Here is an 18,722-nt window from a genome sequence, read left to right on the forward strand (position 1 = left end):
GATCGCCGAAAGGACCGCCGAAGCCCCCGCCCCCGGCCCGATCCGCCCAGACCCGGCAAGCCCCGGTGTGGCCGGGGCCGGGGCCGGCCCCGCAGCCGCGGCCCCGGCAGTCATTGGCCCGGCAGACATGGGCCCGGCCGGTGCCGCGGCGGGTGAGGCGGACGAGGTCGTGACCGAGGTCCTGCTCCGGTGCTGGTTGAGGGAGCTCGGCGCCCAGGCGGGAGCGCCGACCGGCCCGGCGCTCCGGCTGCCGCTGCCCGCGACCGGCCTGGCACTGGACCTCGACATCACCTACCGGTCTCCGACCGGCTGGCACCGCTTCGGCCCGCCGCGTCTGCACGGCACGCCGATCGACGCGGGCCGGCCCGACGCGGGGCTGCTCGACGCTGGCCTGCTCGCCGCGCTCCTGACCCGGGAGGTGGCCGCCGGTGCGGCACTGCCCCCCGGCGCCGCGCGCGGTGCTCTGGCGCGCATCCTCGACTCGGCGGAGTGGATCACCCGGATCATCGCCTTCCGTCGCGGTGAGCCCGCCGCCGCGACGGCGGTCAGCGCGTCAGCGGCCAGCGCGTCAGCGGCCAGCGCGTCAGCGGCCAGCGCGTCGGCGCCCGGCGAGCCCGCGGATCGGTCGGCCCGCGAGCCCGCCCGCGTGCCGGCCGGGAACGCCGCGAACCGCGCACCGTTTCTCGTGGCCGAACGTGCTCTGATCACCGGCCATCCGTTTCACCCGGCCGCGAAGAACCGGGGCGAGGCCTCGGCCGCCGAGACGGCGCGGTACTCGCCCGAGCTGCACGGGGCGTTCCGGCTGCACTGGTTCGCGGCGCATCCGAACATCGTCCGCCACGGCGGACCCGACCCGGCCCGAACGCTCGCGTCGCTGCGGGCCGAGGCCGGGACGGAAACCGGGAACGGGAACGAGAGCGGGAGGGGGACGGGTACCGGCCCGGTGGCACCGCCGGGATACCTGCTGCTGCCCGCCCATCCCTGGCAGGCGCGCACCGTCGGCGACCGCCCGGAGCTCGCCCGGCTGCTCGACGACGGACAGCTGGTGGATCTCGGTCCGTCCGGGCGACCCTGGTTCCCCACATCGTCGCTGCGCACGGTGTGGCGGCCGGACGCGCCGGTCATGCTCAAGCTCTCCCTCGGTATGCGGATCACCAACTCCCGCCGGGAGCTGCACACCGACGAGCTCGCCCTCGGCGCGGAGATGGCCCGGTACGCCCGGCTGGCCCTGGACGAATGGCTTGGCCGCCACCATCCGGAATTCCGGCTCCTTTCCGAGCCGTCGTGGGCCGCGGTGCTGCCCGGTGGGCTGGAATGCGCGCTGCGGACCAACCCGTTCGGGGCCGGGGACCGGGCGGTGTGCGCCGCCGCGCTGATCGCCGACCGCCCCGACCTCGCCCCCGGGGCGCCCGACCGGTCACGGCGGTCGATGCTCGCCGAGATCATCACGAACCTCACCCGCCGCGGAACGGCCGCGACCCGCCCGGCCGCGGCCGGCTCGGAGCCGACCGGCTCGGCGGTGGCCAGCCACGCGACGACGACAGTGGCGGGCGAGTGGTACGGCCAGTACCTGCGGGTACTCATCCTGCCCGTGCTCGATCTTTACCTGCGCCGTGGCGTCGGCCTCGAGGCCCATCTGCAGAACACCGTCGTCACCCTTGACGACCAGGGCTGGCCGGTCACCGGATGGTTCCGGGACAGCCAGGGCTACTACCTGGCCGCCTCCCGCGCCGAGGCCGCGCGGCATGAGGTCCCCGGCCTCGGGGACGGGCTGCCCGCCGTCTTCGACGACGCCCTGGTCGAGCAGCGCCTCATCTACTACACAGTGGTGAACAACGCCCTAGCCGTCATCGGCGCGCTCGGCGCCGCCGGGATCGCGGACGAACGGGTACTGCTCGCACAGCTGCGCGCGGAGCTGGTCCGTGCCCGCTGCGGCCCGGGCGGGCGGGCACGGCGGGGCCGGGCGCTGCTGAACCGCCTGCTGGACGCCCCGACCCTGCCCTGCAAGGCGAACCTGCGCACCTGCGTCGACGGCCGCGACGAGCTGGTCGGCCCCGTGACCTCCCAGTCGATCTACGTGGAGATCCCCAATCCGATCGTGGAGGTCCGTCCCTGATGTCACCCTCCGCCACGGCCCCCGAGCCGTTCGACCTGCTCGGGGTGGGACTCGGCCCGTTCAACCTGTCGCTGGCGGCGCTCGCCGACGGCGTGCCGGGCGTGCGGGCCGTCTTCCTGGAACAGCAGGACGCCTTTCACTGGCATCCGGGGCTGCTGCTGGACGGCACCACGTTGCAGGTTCCCTTCCTCGCCGACCTGGTGACCCTGATCGACCCGACCAGCCGGTGGTCGTTCCTGTCCTACCTGCGCGAACACGACCGCCTGTTCCGTTTCTACTTCTACGAGCGGTTCCACCTGCCGCGGCGCGAGTACGACGACTACTGCCGGTGGGTCGCGCAGTCGCTCGGATCCACCCGGTTCGGGGCGCGGGTCGATGCGGTGCGCTGGCGGCCGGGCAGCGAGCTGTTCGAGGTGACGGTCAGCGGCCCGCACGCCGGCGGCCCGACAGCCGGCGGCCCGACAGCCGGCGGCCCGCGTGACCCCGCCAGCGGCCCGCGCGAGATCGCCGGCGGCCCGGACGAGTCCGCGCCCCGCGTGCTCACCGCCCGCAACCTCGTGCTCGGCCTCGGCACCGAGCCGGTCGTCCCGCCGGCCTTCGCCGGCGTGCGCGGCCGGCGGGTGTTCCACTCGGCCGACTTCCGCGGGCAACGCGACCAGCTGGCCGGGGCCCGGCACGTCACGGTCGTCGGTTCCGGGCAGTCCGGCGCCGAGGTGTTCGCGGAGCTGCTGCGCGCCCAGCCCTCGACCGGGCAGTCGCTGGCCTGGATCACCCGCACCCCCGCGTTCGCGCCGATGGAGTACTCCAAGCTGGGCCTGGAACAGTTCACCCCGGACTACGTGCGCTACTTCCACGGGCTCGACCAGCCGACGAAGGACGCCACCGTGCCCGGCCAGTGGCAGCTCTACAAGGGCATCGACGCGCAGACCATCGGCGAGATCTACGACCTGCTCTACGAGCGCAGCATCGGCGGCACCGACGCGGACGCGCTGCTGCTGCCGAACGTGTCCGTGGAGGCGGTGAGCCAGCCCGGCGCGGATCACGCGCACGCCCTGCGCCTGCGGTGCCGGCACCGCGCCCAGCACCGCGAGTTCACCGTCGACACCGACGCGGTCGTCCTCGCCACCGGCTACGCACCGCGCCGGCCGACGCTGCTCGACCCGGTCGGCGGGCTGCTGCACCTCGACCCCGGCGGCCGCTTCCGGGTGGACGACCGGTACCGCCTCGCGACCGCGGCCGAGGTCACGGGACGGATCTACGTCCAGAACGCCGAGCTGCACACGCACGGGGTGGGCGCGCCCGATCTGGGGCTGGGCGCCTGGCGGGCCGCGGTCATCCTCGACGACCTGACCGGCGGGCGGGCGCACCGGCTGCCTCCGCCCACCGCCTTCACCACGTTCGGCGCTCCCGAGCCACCGCGAGCCGCCGCGCCGGATGGAGCCCCGGACGCCGCGGCAGCCGGGGCAGCCGGGGCAGCCGGGGCAGCCGGGGTGGCCACGGGTTCCATCCCCGTCCAGCCCGCCGAGGCAGGCGGAGCGGGCCGGTGACGGGGCCGGAGCAGGTCGAGCCGACACAGGCCGAGCTGTGGCGCACCGCGGGCCGCGCGCTGCTGTCCCGGCTGATCGCCGAGCTGGCCTACGAGGAACTGCTCGTCCCCACCACACACGCCGTGCCGCCCACTGCCACGCCGCCGCCCGCAGCTGCTCCGCGCACGGTGGTCGCTGGACGGGGCGCACCCGCGCGTTACCGGATCGAGTGCGGTGCGGTGGCCTACACGTTCACGGCCCGGCGGGGCACCTTCGGCACCTGGTGGCCGGCGGCCTCGACCCTGCGCCGCGGCGGTGAGCCGGCCGACGACCCGGTCCGGTTCCTGCTCGACGCGCAGGCGTTGCTGGGGTGGTCCGGCGACGTCCTCGCCGATGTCGTACGCGAGGTGACGGCGACCCAGCGCGCGGATGTGGAGATCCTGCGCGGGGCGCTGCCCGCGGCGCGGCTGGCCGGGCTGTCCCACCTGGAGCTGGAGGGGCGCCAGGCCGGTCATCCCTGCCTGGCCGCGAACAAGGGCCGGCTCGGTTTCGGCGTGGCCGACGCGGCCCGCTACGCGCCGGAGTCGGGCGTCCCGTTCCGGCTGCGCTGGGTGGCCGCCGAGCCGGCTCTGGGGCTGCTCGTCACGCAGGCCGGGCTGACGCCGTCCGACCTGTACGACCGCGAGCTGTCGGCCGCGACCCGGGCGGAGTTCACCGCGGCGCTGACCGCGGCGCTGATCCGCGCCGGGTGCACCGGGGGAACCAGCTCCGCTGACGCGGACGCGCTGGCGGCGCGGTACGTGTGGCTGCCGGTCCATCCATGGCAGTGGGAGAACGTGGTGACCACTCTGTTCGCCGGCGAGCTGGCCACCGGGGCCCTCGTCGACCTGGGCGAGGCACCGGACCGCTACCTGCCACTGCAGTCCGTCCGCACGGTGGCGAACATCGACACGGTGGGCGGGCGCGACGTCAAGCTCGCCCTGATGATCCGCAACACCCTGGTGTGGCGGGGGATGTCCGCGGAGGACGCGAAGGCGGGTCCCGTGGTCTCCTCGTGGCTGACGTCACTGGCTCGGCAGGATCCGCAGCTGCGGGCCATGGGTGTGATCCCCCTGCCGGAGGTCGCCGGTGCGACCGTGGCGCATCCCGCCTTCGACGCGCTGGCGGACGCCCCCTACCGCCTGCACGAGCTGCTCGGCGTGCTCTGGCGGGAGCCGGTCATCGCCTTCCTCGCCCCGGGCGAACGAGCCCGGACGATGGCCGCGCTGCTCACCATCGGGTCGGACGGCCGCGCGCTGGCCGCCGAGCTGGTGCACCGGTCCGGGCTGACCGCCGCCCGGTGGCTCGCCGCGTTCCTGCACGCCCTGCTCCCACCGCTGCTGCACTACCTGTACGTGTACGGAGTGGCCTTCACCCCCCACGGCGAGAACGTGATCTGTGTGTTCGACGCCGACGACGTGCCGCGGCGCATCGCGGTGAAGGACTTCGGGGCCGACATCGACCTGGTCGAGGGTGACTTCCCGCAGCGCGCCGCCACAGACGGCGGCGCGAGCGCGCTGTGCCGCCACTGGCCGGCCCGGATGCTCGCCCACTCGGTGCTCTCCGCCGTGTTCGCCGGCCACTTCCGGTACTTCTCGGTGGTCGTCGAGGATCACCTCGGGATCGCCGAACCACAGTTCTGGGCGATGGTGCGGGATGCCGTGCTCGACTACCAGCAGGCGCATCCGGAGCTGGCCGACCGCTTCGCGCTGATCGACCTGCTGGCCCCGTCGTTCGACCGGGTCTGCCTGAACCGCGAGCAGCTGTCGGGGGCGGGCTTCCACGAGCGTGCCGGCCGGGACGCCCAGTTCGACGTCCTGCACGGCATGGTCGCCAACCCGCTCGTGGCCACCGGCACATCCGGCGACGGCGAGCCATCCGGCGGTGAGCCATCCGGCGACGGCGAACCGCTCGGAGATGGGCGTTGACAGCGGCCGGGAGTCCCCCGCCCCCTGCGCCGGAGGCGATGGCACTGCTTGCCGACGGCAGCGTCGACGAGGTGATCGTCGCCGCGCCCGACCTGCAGGGCAGGCTGCTCGGCACCACGCTGTCGCCGGAGTACTTCCGCGAGCGGCTGCTGGGCGGCGACGGCGTCGGCGCGTGCACCTATCTCTATGCGGTCGACGTCGAGATGGAGACCGGGCCCGGCTATGCCTACGACCCCTGGCAGGGCGGTTTCGGGGATCTGCGGCTGATCCCCGACCCGGCGACGCTGCGCCGCGCGCCGTGGCGGCCCCAGTCGGCGATCGTGATCGCGGACGCGCTCTGGCCGGACGGCTCCACCGTCGAGGTCGCGCCGCGGACGGTGCTGCGCCGGCAGCTGGACCGGCTGGCCGGCCTGGGCCTGTGTGCGCTGGCCGGCACCGAGCCGGAGTTCCTGGTGTTCGAGGAGAACTACCGCGACGCCGCCCGCCGGGACTACACCCGGCTCACGCCGGCCAGCACCTACAACATCGACTACGCGCTCGCCGGCACCGAGCGCCTGGACGATCTCGTCCGCTCGATCCGCACCGCGATGGCGGTGGCGGGCGCCCGGGTGGAATCCGCGCGTGCCGAGGTTCATCGCGGCCAGTACGAGATCGTCTTCGGCTATGACGAGGCGATGCGCACCTGCGACCAGCACGTGCTCTACAAGACCACCGCGAAGAAGATCGCCGGTGCGGCGGGCCGGGCGCTCACCTTCATGGCCAAGTACGACCAGGGCGAGGGGAACTCCTGCCATGTGCATCTGTCCCTGCGCACCTCGCAGGGCGGCCTCGTCCTCGCCGCCGCCACGGGCGAGAGCGAGAACTCGGGCGAACACGGAGGCGGCGGCAGCGGCGGGATGTCGGAGCTGATGCGCTGGTTCGTCGCGGGGCAGCTGGCCTGCCTGGCCGAGCTCACCCTCCTGTACGCGCCGACCGTCAACTCCTACAAGCGGCTGGCTCCCGGCGCCTTCGCGCCGACCGGAATCTCCTGGGGGTACGACAACCGCACGTGCGCGGTGCGGGTGGTGGGCTCCGGGGGCTCGTTGCGGATCGAGCACCGGGTGCCCGGCGGCGACGCGAACCCCTACCTCGCCGTCGCCGGGATGATCGCAGCCGGGCTGTACGGCATCGAGCATCGACTGCCGCTGGAGCCGCCGCGGGTCGGGAACGCCTTCGCGGCGAACGACGTCCCGAGGCTGCCCACCTCACTGCGCGAAGCGGCCCGGGCGTGGCGGGAAAGCGCCGTCGCCCGGGCCGCCTTCGGGCAGCCGGTGGTGGATCATCTCGCCTACGCGGCGCAGGTCGAGCTGGCCGGCTACGAACGAACCGTCACGGACTGGGAACGCCGGCGCTGCTTTGAGCGGTTCTGACACCCTCGCCACCTGACGGCGCCCGGTCGGCCGGGACCCGGCCGGAAGGTGTCCCGTCGGATGCTGGCCCGTCCGACGGTGTCCCGTCGGCGGGCACCGTGGCCGACGCCACCGTGGCCGACGCCACCGTGGCCGACGCCACCGTGGCCGACGGCACAGTGGCCGACGACACAGTGGCCGACGACACAGTGGCCGACGGCACCGCGACGGTGCTCCCGGCCGGGCCGGCCTCGCTCAGCCCGATGCGGGCGTGCAGGGCGCGCAGCGGCTTCGGTGCCCACCAGTTCGCCTGCCCGGCGACCCGCATGAACGCCGGCACCAGCACACCGCGGATCAGGGAGGCGTCCAGCAGGATCGCCAGCGCCGTGCCCAGCCCGAACATCTGCATGAAGCGGACCGAGGACGTGGAGAAGGCGATGAAGGTCACCGCGAGCAGGGCCGCCGCCGTCGTCACGAGACGCCCGGTGCGGGCCAGGCCGGCGGCGACCGCCTCGGTGTTCGACGCGCCCGCGTCGTACTCCTCCTTGATCCGGGAGAGCAGGAAGACCTCGTAGTCCATGCTCAGCCCGAACGCGATGCAGAACAGCAGCACCGGCATCGACGTGTCGAGCGTGCCCGGGGTGAAGTCCAGCCACGAGGCGAGATGGCCGTCCTGGAAGATCCAGACGGCGACGCCGAACACGGCGGTGAGCGTCAGCCCGTTCAGGACGATCGCCTTCAGCGGGAGCACCACACTGCCGGTGAACAGGAACAGCAGGACGAAGGTCGTCAGCGCGATGAGCCCGATGGCCAGCGGCAGGTGGCTGGCCATCGTGGCCTTGCCGTCGACGAGCACCGCCGGCGGGCCGCCGGCCAGCGCCTCGGTGCCGGCCGGAGCGGCGAGGTCCCTGACCTGGTGGACCAGCTCCTGTGCCTGCGCCGAATGCGGCTCCACCGAGGGCACCACCCGCAGGTAGGAGGCGTTCTCGGCCGAGTAGCGCTCGGTGGACGCACCGGGCGGCACCACGGTCCGGCCGTCGACCAGCACGCCGGCGGCGCTGTCGACCCGGGCGACACCGTCCATCTTCGAGATCGCGGCCGCGTAGTCGGCGATCTCGTCCGGACCGGTGGCCTCGGCCGGACCGGTCACCACCACCACGATCGCCCCGGCGTCGTTGGAGGAGAAGTCGCCGCGGATGACGTCTCCGACCGCGCGGCTGGAGTTGTCGGCGCGCAGCACCCGGTCGTCCGGCGTGCCGAACTCGACGTGCAGGAACGGGGCGCCGAGGACGAGGAGCAGGGCGATGACCGGCAGCCCGGCCAGCAGGGGCCGGCGCATCGTCATGGTGGCCACCCGCCGCCAGAACGGCGACTCGACGGTCTCCCGAGGCGCGTTCCCGGCGGCAGCGTCCGCGCCGCCCTCGGCACCCGCGGACGTCCCGGCCGCCCGGCGGCGGCGCAGGAAGCCGAGCAGGCCACCCACCCGCAGGGCGTTCACCTTCGGCCCGAGCAGCATCAGCACGGCTGGCAGGACGACCACGGCGGCGAAGACGGCGACCGCCGTGACCGCGATCCCCGCGTAGGCCATGGACTTGAGGAAGTAGGGCGGGAAGACCAGCATCACGGCGAGCGCGACGATCACCGTCGCGCCGCTGAAGAGGATGGTCCGCCCGGCGGTGCGGACCGTCACCGCGACAGCTTCGGCCCGGTCCCGGCCGGCGGCGAGCTCCTCACGGAAACGGCTGACCATGAGCAGGGCGTAGTCGATGCCGAGACCCATGCCGAGCGCCGTGGTGAGGTTCACCGCGAAGATCGACACGTCGGTGAGGCTGCCCACCACCGACAGCACGGCGAAGCCGCCCAGGATGCCCATGAGCCCGATGCCCAGCGGCAGGAGCGCGGCCACCAGGCCACCGAAGGCGATGATCATGAGCACGGTCGTGATCGGGATCGCGATCGCCTCGGCCACCGCGAGATCGGCGCCCACCTGGCCGTTGATGTCCTCGCCGACGGTGGCCGCACCGCCCGGGCGCACGGTGACCGGCGAGTCGGCGTCGCCCCCTGGCACCCGGCCGGCCTCGTAGGCGTCCTCGTAGCGGGCGACCAGGTCGCTGGCATGGTCCTCGTCCACGCTGGCGATGACCAGCGCGGAGCGGCCGTCGTCGGATTTAAGCGGTGGCGCGCCCGTCCAGTAGGACGACACGTTGGTGACCCCGGGCTGGGCGGCCAGATCGGCGGCCAGCTCGCGCCCGGCCACCGCCACCGCCGGGTCGTCGACGGCCTGCCCGGCCTGAGTCTGGCCGGTGATGTCGGGGCGGGCCGTGACGAGCAGGACGAGGTTCGGCTCCCCGCCGAAGCGCTCGTCGACGAGGTCGGCGGCTCGGCTGGAGGCGGACGCCGGATCGTCGAACCCGCCTGATTCGAGCTTGCCGAACGCGCCGAGGCCAAGCGCACCGGCGCCCAGCAGTGCGATGAGGGTGAGCAACAGGACGAGACGCGGCCGGCGAGTGACGATCTTCGCTACAGCGGTGAACACGGGACCCTCCCGAGAGAAGCGATCTCTTGAGAGAACAGTGTTCGCGAACACCGTTCTCTGTCAAGACCCTTGTTCTTGGAAGTTGACACCGATCGCAGTCTGGCCGCAGCATGGCGACTGTGACTCGTCCAGTCCCCCGTCGCGAGCGCCTCCGCCAGACAACGATCGAGGAGATCAAGAAGGCCGCCCACAAACAGCTGACCGAGCACGGTGCGGCCGGCCTCTCGCTGCGGGCCGTGGCACGCGAGATGGGGATGACGCCGTCCGCGATCTACCGGTACTTCGACAGCCGGGCCGCACTGATCCACGTGCTGGCGCAGGACGCCTACAGCTCCCTCGCCGACGTGCTGGAGGCGGCCTTCGACGCCGCGCCGACGGACGACCACATGGTGCGCTGGCTGCTGGTCGCCCGCTCCCACCGGCGCTGGGCGATGCTGAACCCGACGGAATACACGCTGATCTTCGGTCCGCAGCCCGACGACCTGACCGACCCGTCGACCGCAGTGCTCGACGAGCTCGAACGGTCCGTCGCCGTGCTCCTGCGGTGCATGGCCGAGGCGATCGAGGCCGGCGTCTTCGATCCGAGCGGGTTGGAGGCCGAGCTGTCACCCAACCTCCGCCGGCAGTTCGAGGCGTGGGACTGCGACGACTCCGGCCTCGGCCCGGTCGCCGATGCCGCCTGCATGCTGGTGTGGACCCAGCTGCACGGGCTGCTGGCGCTGGATCTGTTCGGTCACCTCCCGGAGCCGCTCCGGGGCTCGGGTGAGCTCTTCGACCAGCAGATGATCGGTGCGCTGGTGCGGGTCGGGTGCCAGATACCCGTCGACTTCGCCGAGGTGATCGACCGTGCCGACCGGGTCGCGGCCGGCATCGGTGAGGGCGTGTTCGAACTCGGCACCGGCGCGGCACCGCCCGGTGCCGGCGCGGCGCCGCCCGGTGCCGGCCGAGCGGCGCCGCGGTTTCTACCGCCCGCCTGACCACACCGCTCGCAGGAGCGGCGCGGGCGGCTCCGCTCCGGCGGTGTTGCCACCGTCTGGCGACGTTGCTACCCCCGCCGGGTCAGACCTGCCGCCATACGTTCAGGCAGATGTCCGCATCCTCCTACTCAGAGTGTCGAGGGCGGCACGGCGAGCACTCTTGATCTCACCCAGCCGCGCCTGGTAGGCCGGCGAGGTCGCCAGCGGCTGATAGAAGCCCAGCCGCGGGACGAAATCGGTCTCGTCGTACCCGGGTGGCCGGTACAGCGGATAGGTACGACCCGGAAATAGGAGGTCGTAGTTGTCGGCAATCTGCCAGACGGCGACATGCGGATCGAGGCGCCGCCGCTGGAAGTAGGCCTCGAGAACATCGATTGTGAAACTGATCTCATGGAACTGCTTGACCAGGTTGTGGTAGTGCTGACCAACCTGATACTTGATCGGCAGCTCGACCTGTAGACAGTCCGCGTAGTCGAGAAGGTCCAGGGCGAGAACCTTCAGGGAAGTCTCCACCCCGTAACCGCGCGAGAACGCGAGCGACGCAAAGACGTCGGCGTCAATCACGAACTCCCCGATCAATGGCTGGATTGCCCGGGTGATGGACGGCACATGACGCGCGAGCTGCTTCGAGAGAAGCGAGCGCAGCATCTCGGTCGTTCGCCCGCCGGGCTGCCCGTCACCGGTGACCCTGCGCGAGCTTCCGTTCACGAATAGCGGAGCGTTACCGGCGGTCGCCGCCGCCGCCAGAACGCCGACCGTGATCGGGTCATAACTTTCAAGATCGGCGTCGTGGAAAATCAGCCGGTTACCGAACGCGAGGTACGCGAGGCTGCGCATGGCACCGGCCTTGCCACCGGCCGCGGCGTCCTCCGCCCCCGCGTGCCGTTCCATGACGGACTGGCCTCGGGCGACCCAGCTCGCCCCCGCCTCCGTCGCGATCCGCACCAGATCGTGCTCGTCACCGTCCGAGGACGGATCGACTATTACGCCGATCTCGTCGATGACGCTGCGTTCCTGCATCCACCGTTGCCGGTTGAGCGCGATGATGGTCCCGAGCGCCCGCGCCGCCTCAGGCCCGCGGGCGGGTATCAGCAGACTTAGCGTGACGCCTCTGTTGAGCTTGTCCACCTCGATCGCATCGAGGTCGAGGGTGGTGGGTTCGAGCGTTCGCACGGACGCCCCTCTCTCGAGACCTTTCTTGGCTTAAGACCCCCCCAGGTCCGACCACGCCCGCGCAGACGTGGCCGACATAACACCTGATGGTTCGCGTACCACGTGAACCACGTCAGGCGAAGCTTTCCGGGCAGGCGCTCCCCGGTCAACCGGACGCCGCTGGCGATCCTCCCTCTTCACACCTTTCCATACCTTTACCCGCGGATCCCCCCAGGGACCGACCGCCGTGGAACACACGGCCGGCGTGCGGGGATCAAAGTATGGATGTTGCGCGACGGATCGTCACTCCCCCGGAGGAGTCCCCCAGAACATCACTTTCGGCCCGCTCGGCGCGCCGGCCCGGGCCAGGTTCACCGGCGCCCGGCCGTCCGTCGCGCCGGCCGCCCATCCGGCCGGCGCGACGGGATACACGACGGGACACCAGACCCTTCGCCGGTGTACCCGGGAGCTGTCCGGACGACGCCCGGCGGGTCCGGACACGTCCGCGTGGATCCCGGCCGTCCCGGCTGGTCGGGCCCCGGTTGGGAAGGCCGGCTCGGCGACACGATGGCATGCTGAGGTGGTGGATGTCGTACTGGACCCGATGCGCCCGGACCTCCGGCTTGGCCGGACGCCGATCCCTGTCGTCGGCCGCGCCCGGGTCTATGTGTGCGGCATCACTCCCTATGCGGTCACACATCTGGGCCATGCAGCCACGTACCTGTGGACGGATCTGACAGCGCGGGTATGGCGTGCGGCCGGGGTCCAGGTGGAGCTCGCCCGCAACATCACCGACGTCGACGACGCGATGTTCGCCGAGGCCCGCCGGCTGGGGATGCCCTTCGACCAGGTCGCGGCGATGCAGCGGTTCTCCTTCGACCGCTCGATGTCCGCGCTCGGGATCCAGCCACCGGACCACGAGCCGACGGCGCGCGCCGCGGTGACCCGGGTGATCGAGCTCACGACCGCGCTGCTGCGCGCCGGTCATGCCTACGAACGCAACGGCACCGTCTACGCCCGCACGGCCGAGGCCGCGGACCGCGCCGGCCTCGACCGGGCCGCGGCGATCGCTCTCGCCGCCGAGTTCAACGACGACCCGCGGGATCCGAACCGTGACGACCCGCTCGACGTCGCGGTCTGGCGGGCCGACCCGGCCGACGGTGAGTTTCCGAGCTGGCCCAGCCCCTGGGGGCCGGGCCGTCCCGGCTGGCACGCCGAGTGCGCGGCGATGGTGCTGTCGACCTTCGGCTCCAGTATCGATCTTCATGTCGGCGGCGCCGACCTGCGGTTCCCGCACCACGCCGTGGAGTCGCTGCTGGCCGAGCAGGCGACGGGCGTCCGGCCGTTCGCGCGGGCCTGGCTGCACCCCGGCACCGTCCGGGTGGGCGGGGTCAAGATGTCGAAGTCCCTGGGCAACCTCGCCTTCGTCGACGACCTGCTGACCCGGCACACACCGTCCGCCCTCCGGCTGCTCTGCCTCGGGCGCGCGTGGGACGCCGACTGGGACTTCGACGAGTCGGCGTTCGACGCGGCCGAGGCGGCGCTCGACGCGCTCTATGCGGCCGCGGCGCGGCCCGGTGGCGGTGGCGAGCGGGAGAGCCCGGCCGCGGCGGAGGTCGACGCGGCGCTGCTCGACAACCTCGACACCGTCCGGGCACAGGCCGTGGCGTTGGAGGCCGGCGGCGACGCGGCCCGGCGCTTCATCTCCGTCCTGGGGCTGATCTGACAGCTCCGCGCTTCGGACAGCGCCGTGCTTCCAACAGCTCTGCGCTTTCTGATGGCTCTGCGCTTTCTGATGGCTCTGCGCTCGCGCCACCCCGAGACTGCCTCCGCCGGCAACGGCACCGCCACCATCACCGACTGATCACCGGTTGCTCACCGGCTGACCGTGGGTCGAGCCACGACAGGACCGCGCACTCGCCCACACCCGGCGTACCGGGCCGACGCCGCGACACAAGAATCAGACAAAAGCTCATACCCTGCGTCAAAGGATCGTGCACACGGAGCTACCATCAGGATGGTTCTGTTGTGGTCCAGGTCCGGCCCAACGGGCTGAAGCGCTTTTGTCGGGCTACCTCCGGTACTCGGGCCGTCTCGGGTACGAGGTGGCGTTGCGGGCCGCACCGGCGCCCCGGCTGCTGGGAGTGCGCCCGTCCAGCGTCTCCGGCGTTCGGATTCCGCGATCCCCCACACCACAACCCACGGACCCCGCTCCCGCGGACCCGCGCCCCTGCACCGGCGCCTCCGCAGCTTCACGCATTCGTATTCGGAGACGCTGCTCATGCCCCGGTCGCTTCCGCCCGGCACCCGGTCGCCGGCGATTCCCGGTGATCGGTGACCGCACCCCGAGCCATGCGGCCGTCGTCCGACCGCCGCTGGGCCCTGGCGCTGGGCGGCGGGATCGGTCTGCTGGTCGTCTTCTGGGCGCTGTCGGCAGCTGGCACCGTGTCGGCCGGGCGCACCGCCGTCGAGCTGCTGGCCGGCGTCTGTGCCACGGCCGCGGTGTGCGTGGGGGTACGCCGGCACCGCCCGGCGGCCACGCTGCCGTGGTGGCTGTTCGCCGCCGCCCAGGCCACGGCGACCGTCGGCGACTCGCTGCTCTACGGCATCGGGAACCTGCTCGACCGGCACCGTTTCCCGGGGCTCTGGGACGTCTGCTACCTGGCCCAGTACCCACTGCTGGTGGCCGGCGTCGTCGTGCTGGCCCGCCGGCGTGGCCTGCCCGGTGGGCTCACCGACGTGCTGGACAGTGCGACCATCGGGGTCGCGGGGGCCCTCCTCGCCTGGGTCTATGTGATCGCCCCAGGCCTGTCGGCGGAGCATTCGTCCTCGTTCGCGACCCGCGTCACCGCGCTGGCCTACGCCGCCTCGTTCCCGGCGCTGTTCGCGGCTGGCCTGCTGCTGGTGCTCGACCGCGGCCGGCGCGGACCGGCCGGCTACCTGCTCCTCACCCATCTCTCGGCGGTCCTGGCCGCATCGCTGCTCTACCTGCCGCGGCAGATCGACGGGACGGACCAGTTCGGCGGCGGCGCACAGCTCGTCGCCCTGCTCGGCGCGCTGGGGCTCGGCGGCGCCGCCCTCCATCCGAGCATGCGCGAGCTCACCAGCACCCGGAAACGGAGCACGGCGGTCCTGTCGACGTCCCGGCTGCTGGCGCTCACCGCGGCGGCGCTGGTCGCGCCGATCGTGCTGACGGTGCAGAGCGTTCGCGGCGAGACCGACGGCCTGGTGGTCGTCGCCGTCTCCAGCGGCGCGATGTTCGTCCTGATCATCTTCCGGATGGCGGGTCTGGTCGCGGACCAGCACCAGGCCGCGATCACCGACGGTCTGACCGGCGTGCACACCCGCCGCCACCTGGACGGTGAGCTGTCCGCGGCGGTCGACCGCGCGTTGCGGGAGGGCCACCGCCTCGGTCTGTTCCTGATCGACGTCGACCATTTCAAGTCGATCAACGACCGGTTCGGGCACCCGGTCGGGGATGACGTCCTGGTCGAGGTGGCACGCCGGCTGCGGGCCGCGACCCGGCCCGGTGACGTGCTGGGCCGGTACGGCGGTGAGGAGTTCGCCGTCCTGGTCACGGACCTGCCCGAGATCGACCTCGCGGCCGTCGGGGAACGGCTGCGCCGCCAGGTCTGCGCCACGCCGATCCGGGTCGGCACCCGTTCGCCGGGTGGTCACCTCGACCCGCCGGGCCGGCGCACCGACCCGCCGCGGCCGGGCGACGGGCCACGTCCGGCCGTCGAGCAGCTCGTCGCGGTCACGGTGTCGGTGGGCGCGGCCGCCATACCGACCCACGCCGCGGACACGCTCGGCCTGGTCGCGGCGGCCGACAGCGCGCTGTACGCGGCGAAGAGCGCGGGGCGTGACCAGGTCGCGGTCAGCGGGACCATCGGGGCGCCCGCGGACGGCGACCAGCTCGCGGTCAGCGGAGCAGCCGAAGCGCTCTGAGGCCCGGCACCGACAGGCCCGATGGGGCACCGACAGGCACCGGGTTTCGTCGGCTACGCGACATGACAGGCGTCCGACGTGCCGGCACGCGTCATCGCCAGGACGCACCCTGAGTGGTATGCGCGATTTGCCCGTTTAGGGCGCCTTTCGCGACGTAATCTCCGCGGAGAGCTCGAGCCTTCACCTGGAACGAAGAAACCTCGATCCTCCCACCGGCGTGTAGCGCCGAACACACCACCCCCCTCCCTCCCCCGCGACACCCATCCGAGCGTCCCGCCCGAACAGTCGGACGAGGCGCTCTCGACGCCGTTCCCCGCTCCCCCGCTCCCGCTCCCCGCGGCGGAACGGCGCCCAGCGGTGCACCACCCCAACGCCCACATCCACATCCACGCCCACGTCCACCGCCCACGTCGGCCCAGCGGAGTCGAGGAGGACTGATGTCCGGGTTGCTGTACCGGATCGGAGCTGCCGCGGCCACCCGGCCGTGGCGGGTCATCGGGATGTGGCTGGCCACCCTCGTCGTGGCACTGGGACTCGCGGCCGGCTCCGGCGGCGAGCCCCACGACGACTTCAGCGCCCCGATGACGGCCTCGCAGCACGGGACGGACCTGCTGCGCGCGAACTTTCCGAACCTCGCGGGCGCCGACGCCCGGGTCGTGGTGCACGATCCCGACGGCACCCCCCTGGATGCCGGCCTGCTGGCGACCGTGCGAACCCGGCTCGCCGCCCTGCCGTCAGCTGTGGTGGCCAGCCCGCCCCAGCTGTCCCGGGACGGCGACACCGCCCTGCTCACCGTGAACTACACGGATCCGGTCGCCGACATGGACGCGGAGCAGGCACTGGCGGACCTGTTCACCGCGGCCACCCCGGCCACCCAGCGGGGACTGCAGGTGGACGTCGGCGGCCAGATCTCGGAGAACCTGCAGGAGGTCGACGGCCGGGCGGAGGCGACCGGCGTCGCGCTGGCCCTGTTGATCCTGCTGATCGCCTTCGGGTCGCTGGTCGCCGCGGGGGTGCCGATCGCGGTCGCGATGATCGGTCTGGGGATCGGGGCGTCGTGCATCACCCTGATCTCCGCGGTGACCACGGTGAGCTCGATCGCGCCGTCGCTGGCCTCGATGGTCGGCATCGGCGTCGGCATCGACTACGCGCTGCTGCTCGTCACCCGGCATGTGGAAGGGCTGCGGGCCGGGCTGTCGGTGCGGGAGGCCGCGGGCCGGGCGAACGCCACGGCCGGCGCCTCGGTGGTCTTCGCGGGGCTCACCGTCATCCTGTCGTTGACGGGGCTGCGGCTCGTCGGCCTCAGCACCTATGTGACGACGGCGTTCACGACGGCCGCCGTCGTGATCGCGGTCGTGCTGGTCGCGATCACCCTCGTGCCGGCGCTGTGCGGCCTCGCGGATCTGCGGGTCCTGCGGCGCCGCAACCACGCCGAGCTGCTGGCGGCCCGATCCGTCGCCCGTTCGGTCGCCGCGGCCGGCAGCGGAGCATCCTCCCCCGGAGCCCTCCTCGGCTCGGGCGAGCCCTCCACCGCCACGCGACGCACCCTGACCGCCGCCTGGGCGAGGCGCATCGGTGACCGGCCGGGCCCGTGGGCCTTCGGCGCGCTCATCATCCTGCTGACGCTCAGCGCGCCGATCCTGACGATGCGCACCTGGCCACAGGACGCCGGCAGCCAGCCGGTCGACGTCACCCAGCGACGCGCCTACGACCTGATCTCCAGCGAGTACGGGCCCGGCGCGAACGGCCCCCTGCTGCTGGCCGTCGACCTGCGGCGGCTCCCGCCCGTTGCCCTGGCCGAACTGGCCACGAAGGTCGCCGCGGTGCCCGGGGTGGCGTCCGTCACGCCGGCGGTCGTCGCACCGTCCGGCACCGCGGCGGTGATCGAGGTGGTGCCGACGACCGGACCGAGCGACGCCGCCTCGACCGAGCTGGTCAACCGGCTGCGCGCCGACGTCCTGCCACCCGGCGTGGACGTCACCGGCACCACCGCGATCTTCGCCGACCTGTCCGCGCTGCTGGCCGAGCGGCTCTGGTGGGTCGTGGGCTTCGTGGTCGGCGTGTCCATCCTGCTGCTGACCGTCGTCTTCCGGTCGCCGGTGGTCGCCCTCAAGGCGGCCGCGATGAACCTGCTGTCCATCTCCGCCGCCTACGGCGTGGTGACGGCGGTCTTCCAGTGGGGATGGGGAACCGATCTTCTGGGACTGCCGCACAGCGTCCCGATGTCGAGCTGGCTGCCCGTCCTGATGTTCACCGTGCTGTTCGGGCTGAGCATGGACTACGAGGTCTTCCTGCTTTCCCGGATCAGGGAGGACTGGGTGGTCACCCGCGACCCGCGCGGCAGCGTGGTGCGTGGCCTCGCCTCGACCGCCCGGGTGATCACGAGCGCCGCCCTCATCATGATCGCCGTCTTCGCGGGGTTCGCCCTCGACCCGGACGTGACCGTGAAGATGGTCGGCGTCGGCATGGCCGTCGCGGTGTTCGTCGACGCGACGCTGATCCGCCTGGTGCTGGTGCCGGCCACGATGGCGCTGCTGGGCCGGGCGAACTGGTGGCTGCCGCGGTGGTGTGACCGGCTGCTGCCCCAGGTCGACGTGCACGGCGAGCGTTTCGCTCCCGGGGCGGCCGCCGCCGCGGCGATGCGGCCGGACCAGGCCGGCGACGGCAGGGCGGCCGACCACGCCACCGCCAGGAAGGCCGGGTCCGGCAGGAAAGGCAGCACCGGCACCGACACCGGCGCCGGCACCGGACGGAAGGCGGGGGCGGGCGGCGGGGAGCCGACCGGCCGCGGGTCGATGGCCACCGGGGGTGGTCCGGCACCCGACCCGCCGCCCGCCGACGGGGGTGGCCCCGACTCCGGGACCAGCCCGAAGTCGGGTGGGACAGATCGCCTTAAACCTCCTTCCGGCCCCGTGATGGCCGGTTCGGGCATCCCCACACAGGTCTCAACCGAGCCGATCGACCATTCGGCCAACGGCCGCGAACTGCACCGATGAGATTCCGTTTCCGCAGGTCAGAGCGGGTGTCGACGGCCGGCGGTTAGCACTTTCGATCAGCCGGCTAGCCCCGATCTGGGTGGCGGAATGGGGGGATCTGTCCTGATTAGCTGAGA

10 protein-coding genes are annotated in these 18,722 nt (G+C 72.7%); 8 read left to right on the plus strand and 2 right to left on the minus strand.

Translation table 11 applies throughout. From position 1 onward, the window contains the following. The first annotated feature begins 127 nt into the window (after positions 1-127). From ACG83_RS39855 to ACG83_RS39870, 4 genes are read left to right on the plus strand one after another with little or no spacing between them, the layout of a single operon-like run. Positions 128-2,116 (plus strand): IucA/IucC family siderophore biosynthesis protein, encoded by a 1,989-nt coding sequence (locus ACG83_RS39855; RefSeq protein WP_054571461.1) that lies wholly within the window; start codon positions 128-130, stop codon positions 2,114-2,116. Beyond that, entirely contained in the window at positions 2,116-3,663 is a 1,548-nt protein-coding gene (locus ACG83_RS39860) for a lysine N(6)-hydroxylase/L-ornithine N(5)-oxygenase family protein (protein ID WP_054571429.1), read from the plus strand. Before ACG83_RS39855 ends, ACG83_RS39860 begins: the two co-directional genes overlap by 1 nt. Continuing rightward, entirely contained in the window at positions 3,660-5,609 is a 1,950-nt protein-coding gene (locus ACG83_RS39865) for an IucA/IucC family siderophore biosynthesis protein (RefSeq protein ID WP_054571430.1), read from the plus strand. The genes ACG83_RS39860 and ACG83_RS39865 overlap by 4 nt, the downstream gene beginning before the upstream one ends. A 38-nt stretch (positions 5,610-5,647) precedes the next feature. Then, entirely contained in the window at positions 5,648-7,018 is a 1,371-nt protein-coding gene (locus tag ACG83_RS39870) for a glutamine synthetase family protein (protein ID WP_152991659.1), read from the plus strand. Here ACG83_RS39870 and ACG83_RS39875 read toward each other — a convergent pair. Further along, positions 6,978-9,533, minus strand: coding sequence for an MMPL family transporter (locus ACG83_RS39875; RefSeq protein ID WP_054571432.1), 2,556 nt, complete (start codon positions 9,531-9,533; stop codon positions 6,978-6,980). The two genes, ACG83_RS39870 and ACG83_RS39875, sit on opposite strands and share 41 nt — an antisense overlap. Before the next feature lie 110 nt (positions 9,534-9,643). On the opposite strand from ACG83_RS39875, the gene ACG83_RS39880 reads away from it, so the two are divergent. Further along, positions 9,644-10,510, plus strand: a complete 867-nt coding sequence (locus ACG83_RS39880; protein ID WP_054571433.1) for a TetR/AcrR family transcriptional regulator — start codon at positions 9,644-9,646, stop codon at positions 10,508-10,510. A gap of 102 nt (positions 10,511-10,612) precedes the next feature. Here ACG83_RS39880 and ACG83_RS39885 read toward each other — a convergent pair whose 3' ends face one another. Next, positions 10,613-11,683 (minus strand): hypothetical protein, encoded by a 1,071-nt coding sequence (locus ACG83_RS39885; protein ID WP_054571434.1) that lies wholly within the window; start codon positions 11,681-11,683, stop codon positions 10,613-10,615. A 583-nt stretch (positions 11,684-12,266) separates the two neighbouring features. Here ACG83_RS39885 and ACG83_RS39890 point away from each other — a divergent pair. From ACG83_RS39890 to ACG83_RS39900, 3 genes are all read left to right on the plus strand, one after another. Then, the gene (locus ACG83_RS39890; protein WP_054571462.1) at positions 12,267-13,388 is read left to right on the plus strand and encodes a cysteine--tRNA ligase; all 1,122 of its coding nucleotides are present in this window, start codon (positions 12,267-12,269) and stop codon (positions 13,386-13,388) included. Positions 13,389-13,996: 608 nt separating this feature from the next. Continuing rightward, positions 13,997-15,610 carry a diguanylate cyclase gene (locus tag ACG83_RS39895; RefSeq protein ID WP_235498490.1) on the plus strand — a complete coding sequence of 538 codons (1,614 nt, stop codon included), beginning with the start codon at positions 13,997-13,999 and terminating at the stop codon, positions 15,608-15,610. 437 nt (positions 15,611-16,047) lie between these two features. Continuing rightward, entirely contained in the window at positions 16,048-18,606 is a 2,559-nt protein-coding gene (locus ACG83_RS39900) for an MMPL family transporter (protein WP_054571436.1), read from the plus strand. Positions 18,607-18,722: the final 116 nt, after the last annotated feature.

It is taken from the genome of Frankia sp. R43 (assembly GCF_001306465.1).
In the GTDB taxonomy this organism is placed as follows: domain Bacteria; phylum Actinomycetota; class Actinomycetes; order Frankiales; family Frankiaceae; genus Parafrankia; species Parafrankia irregularis.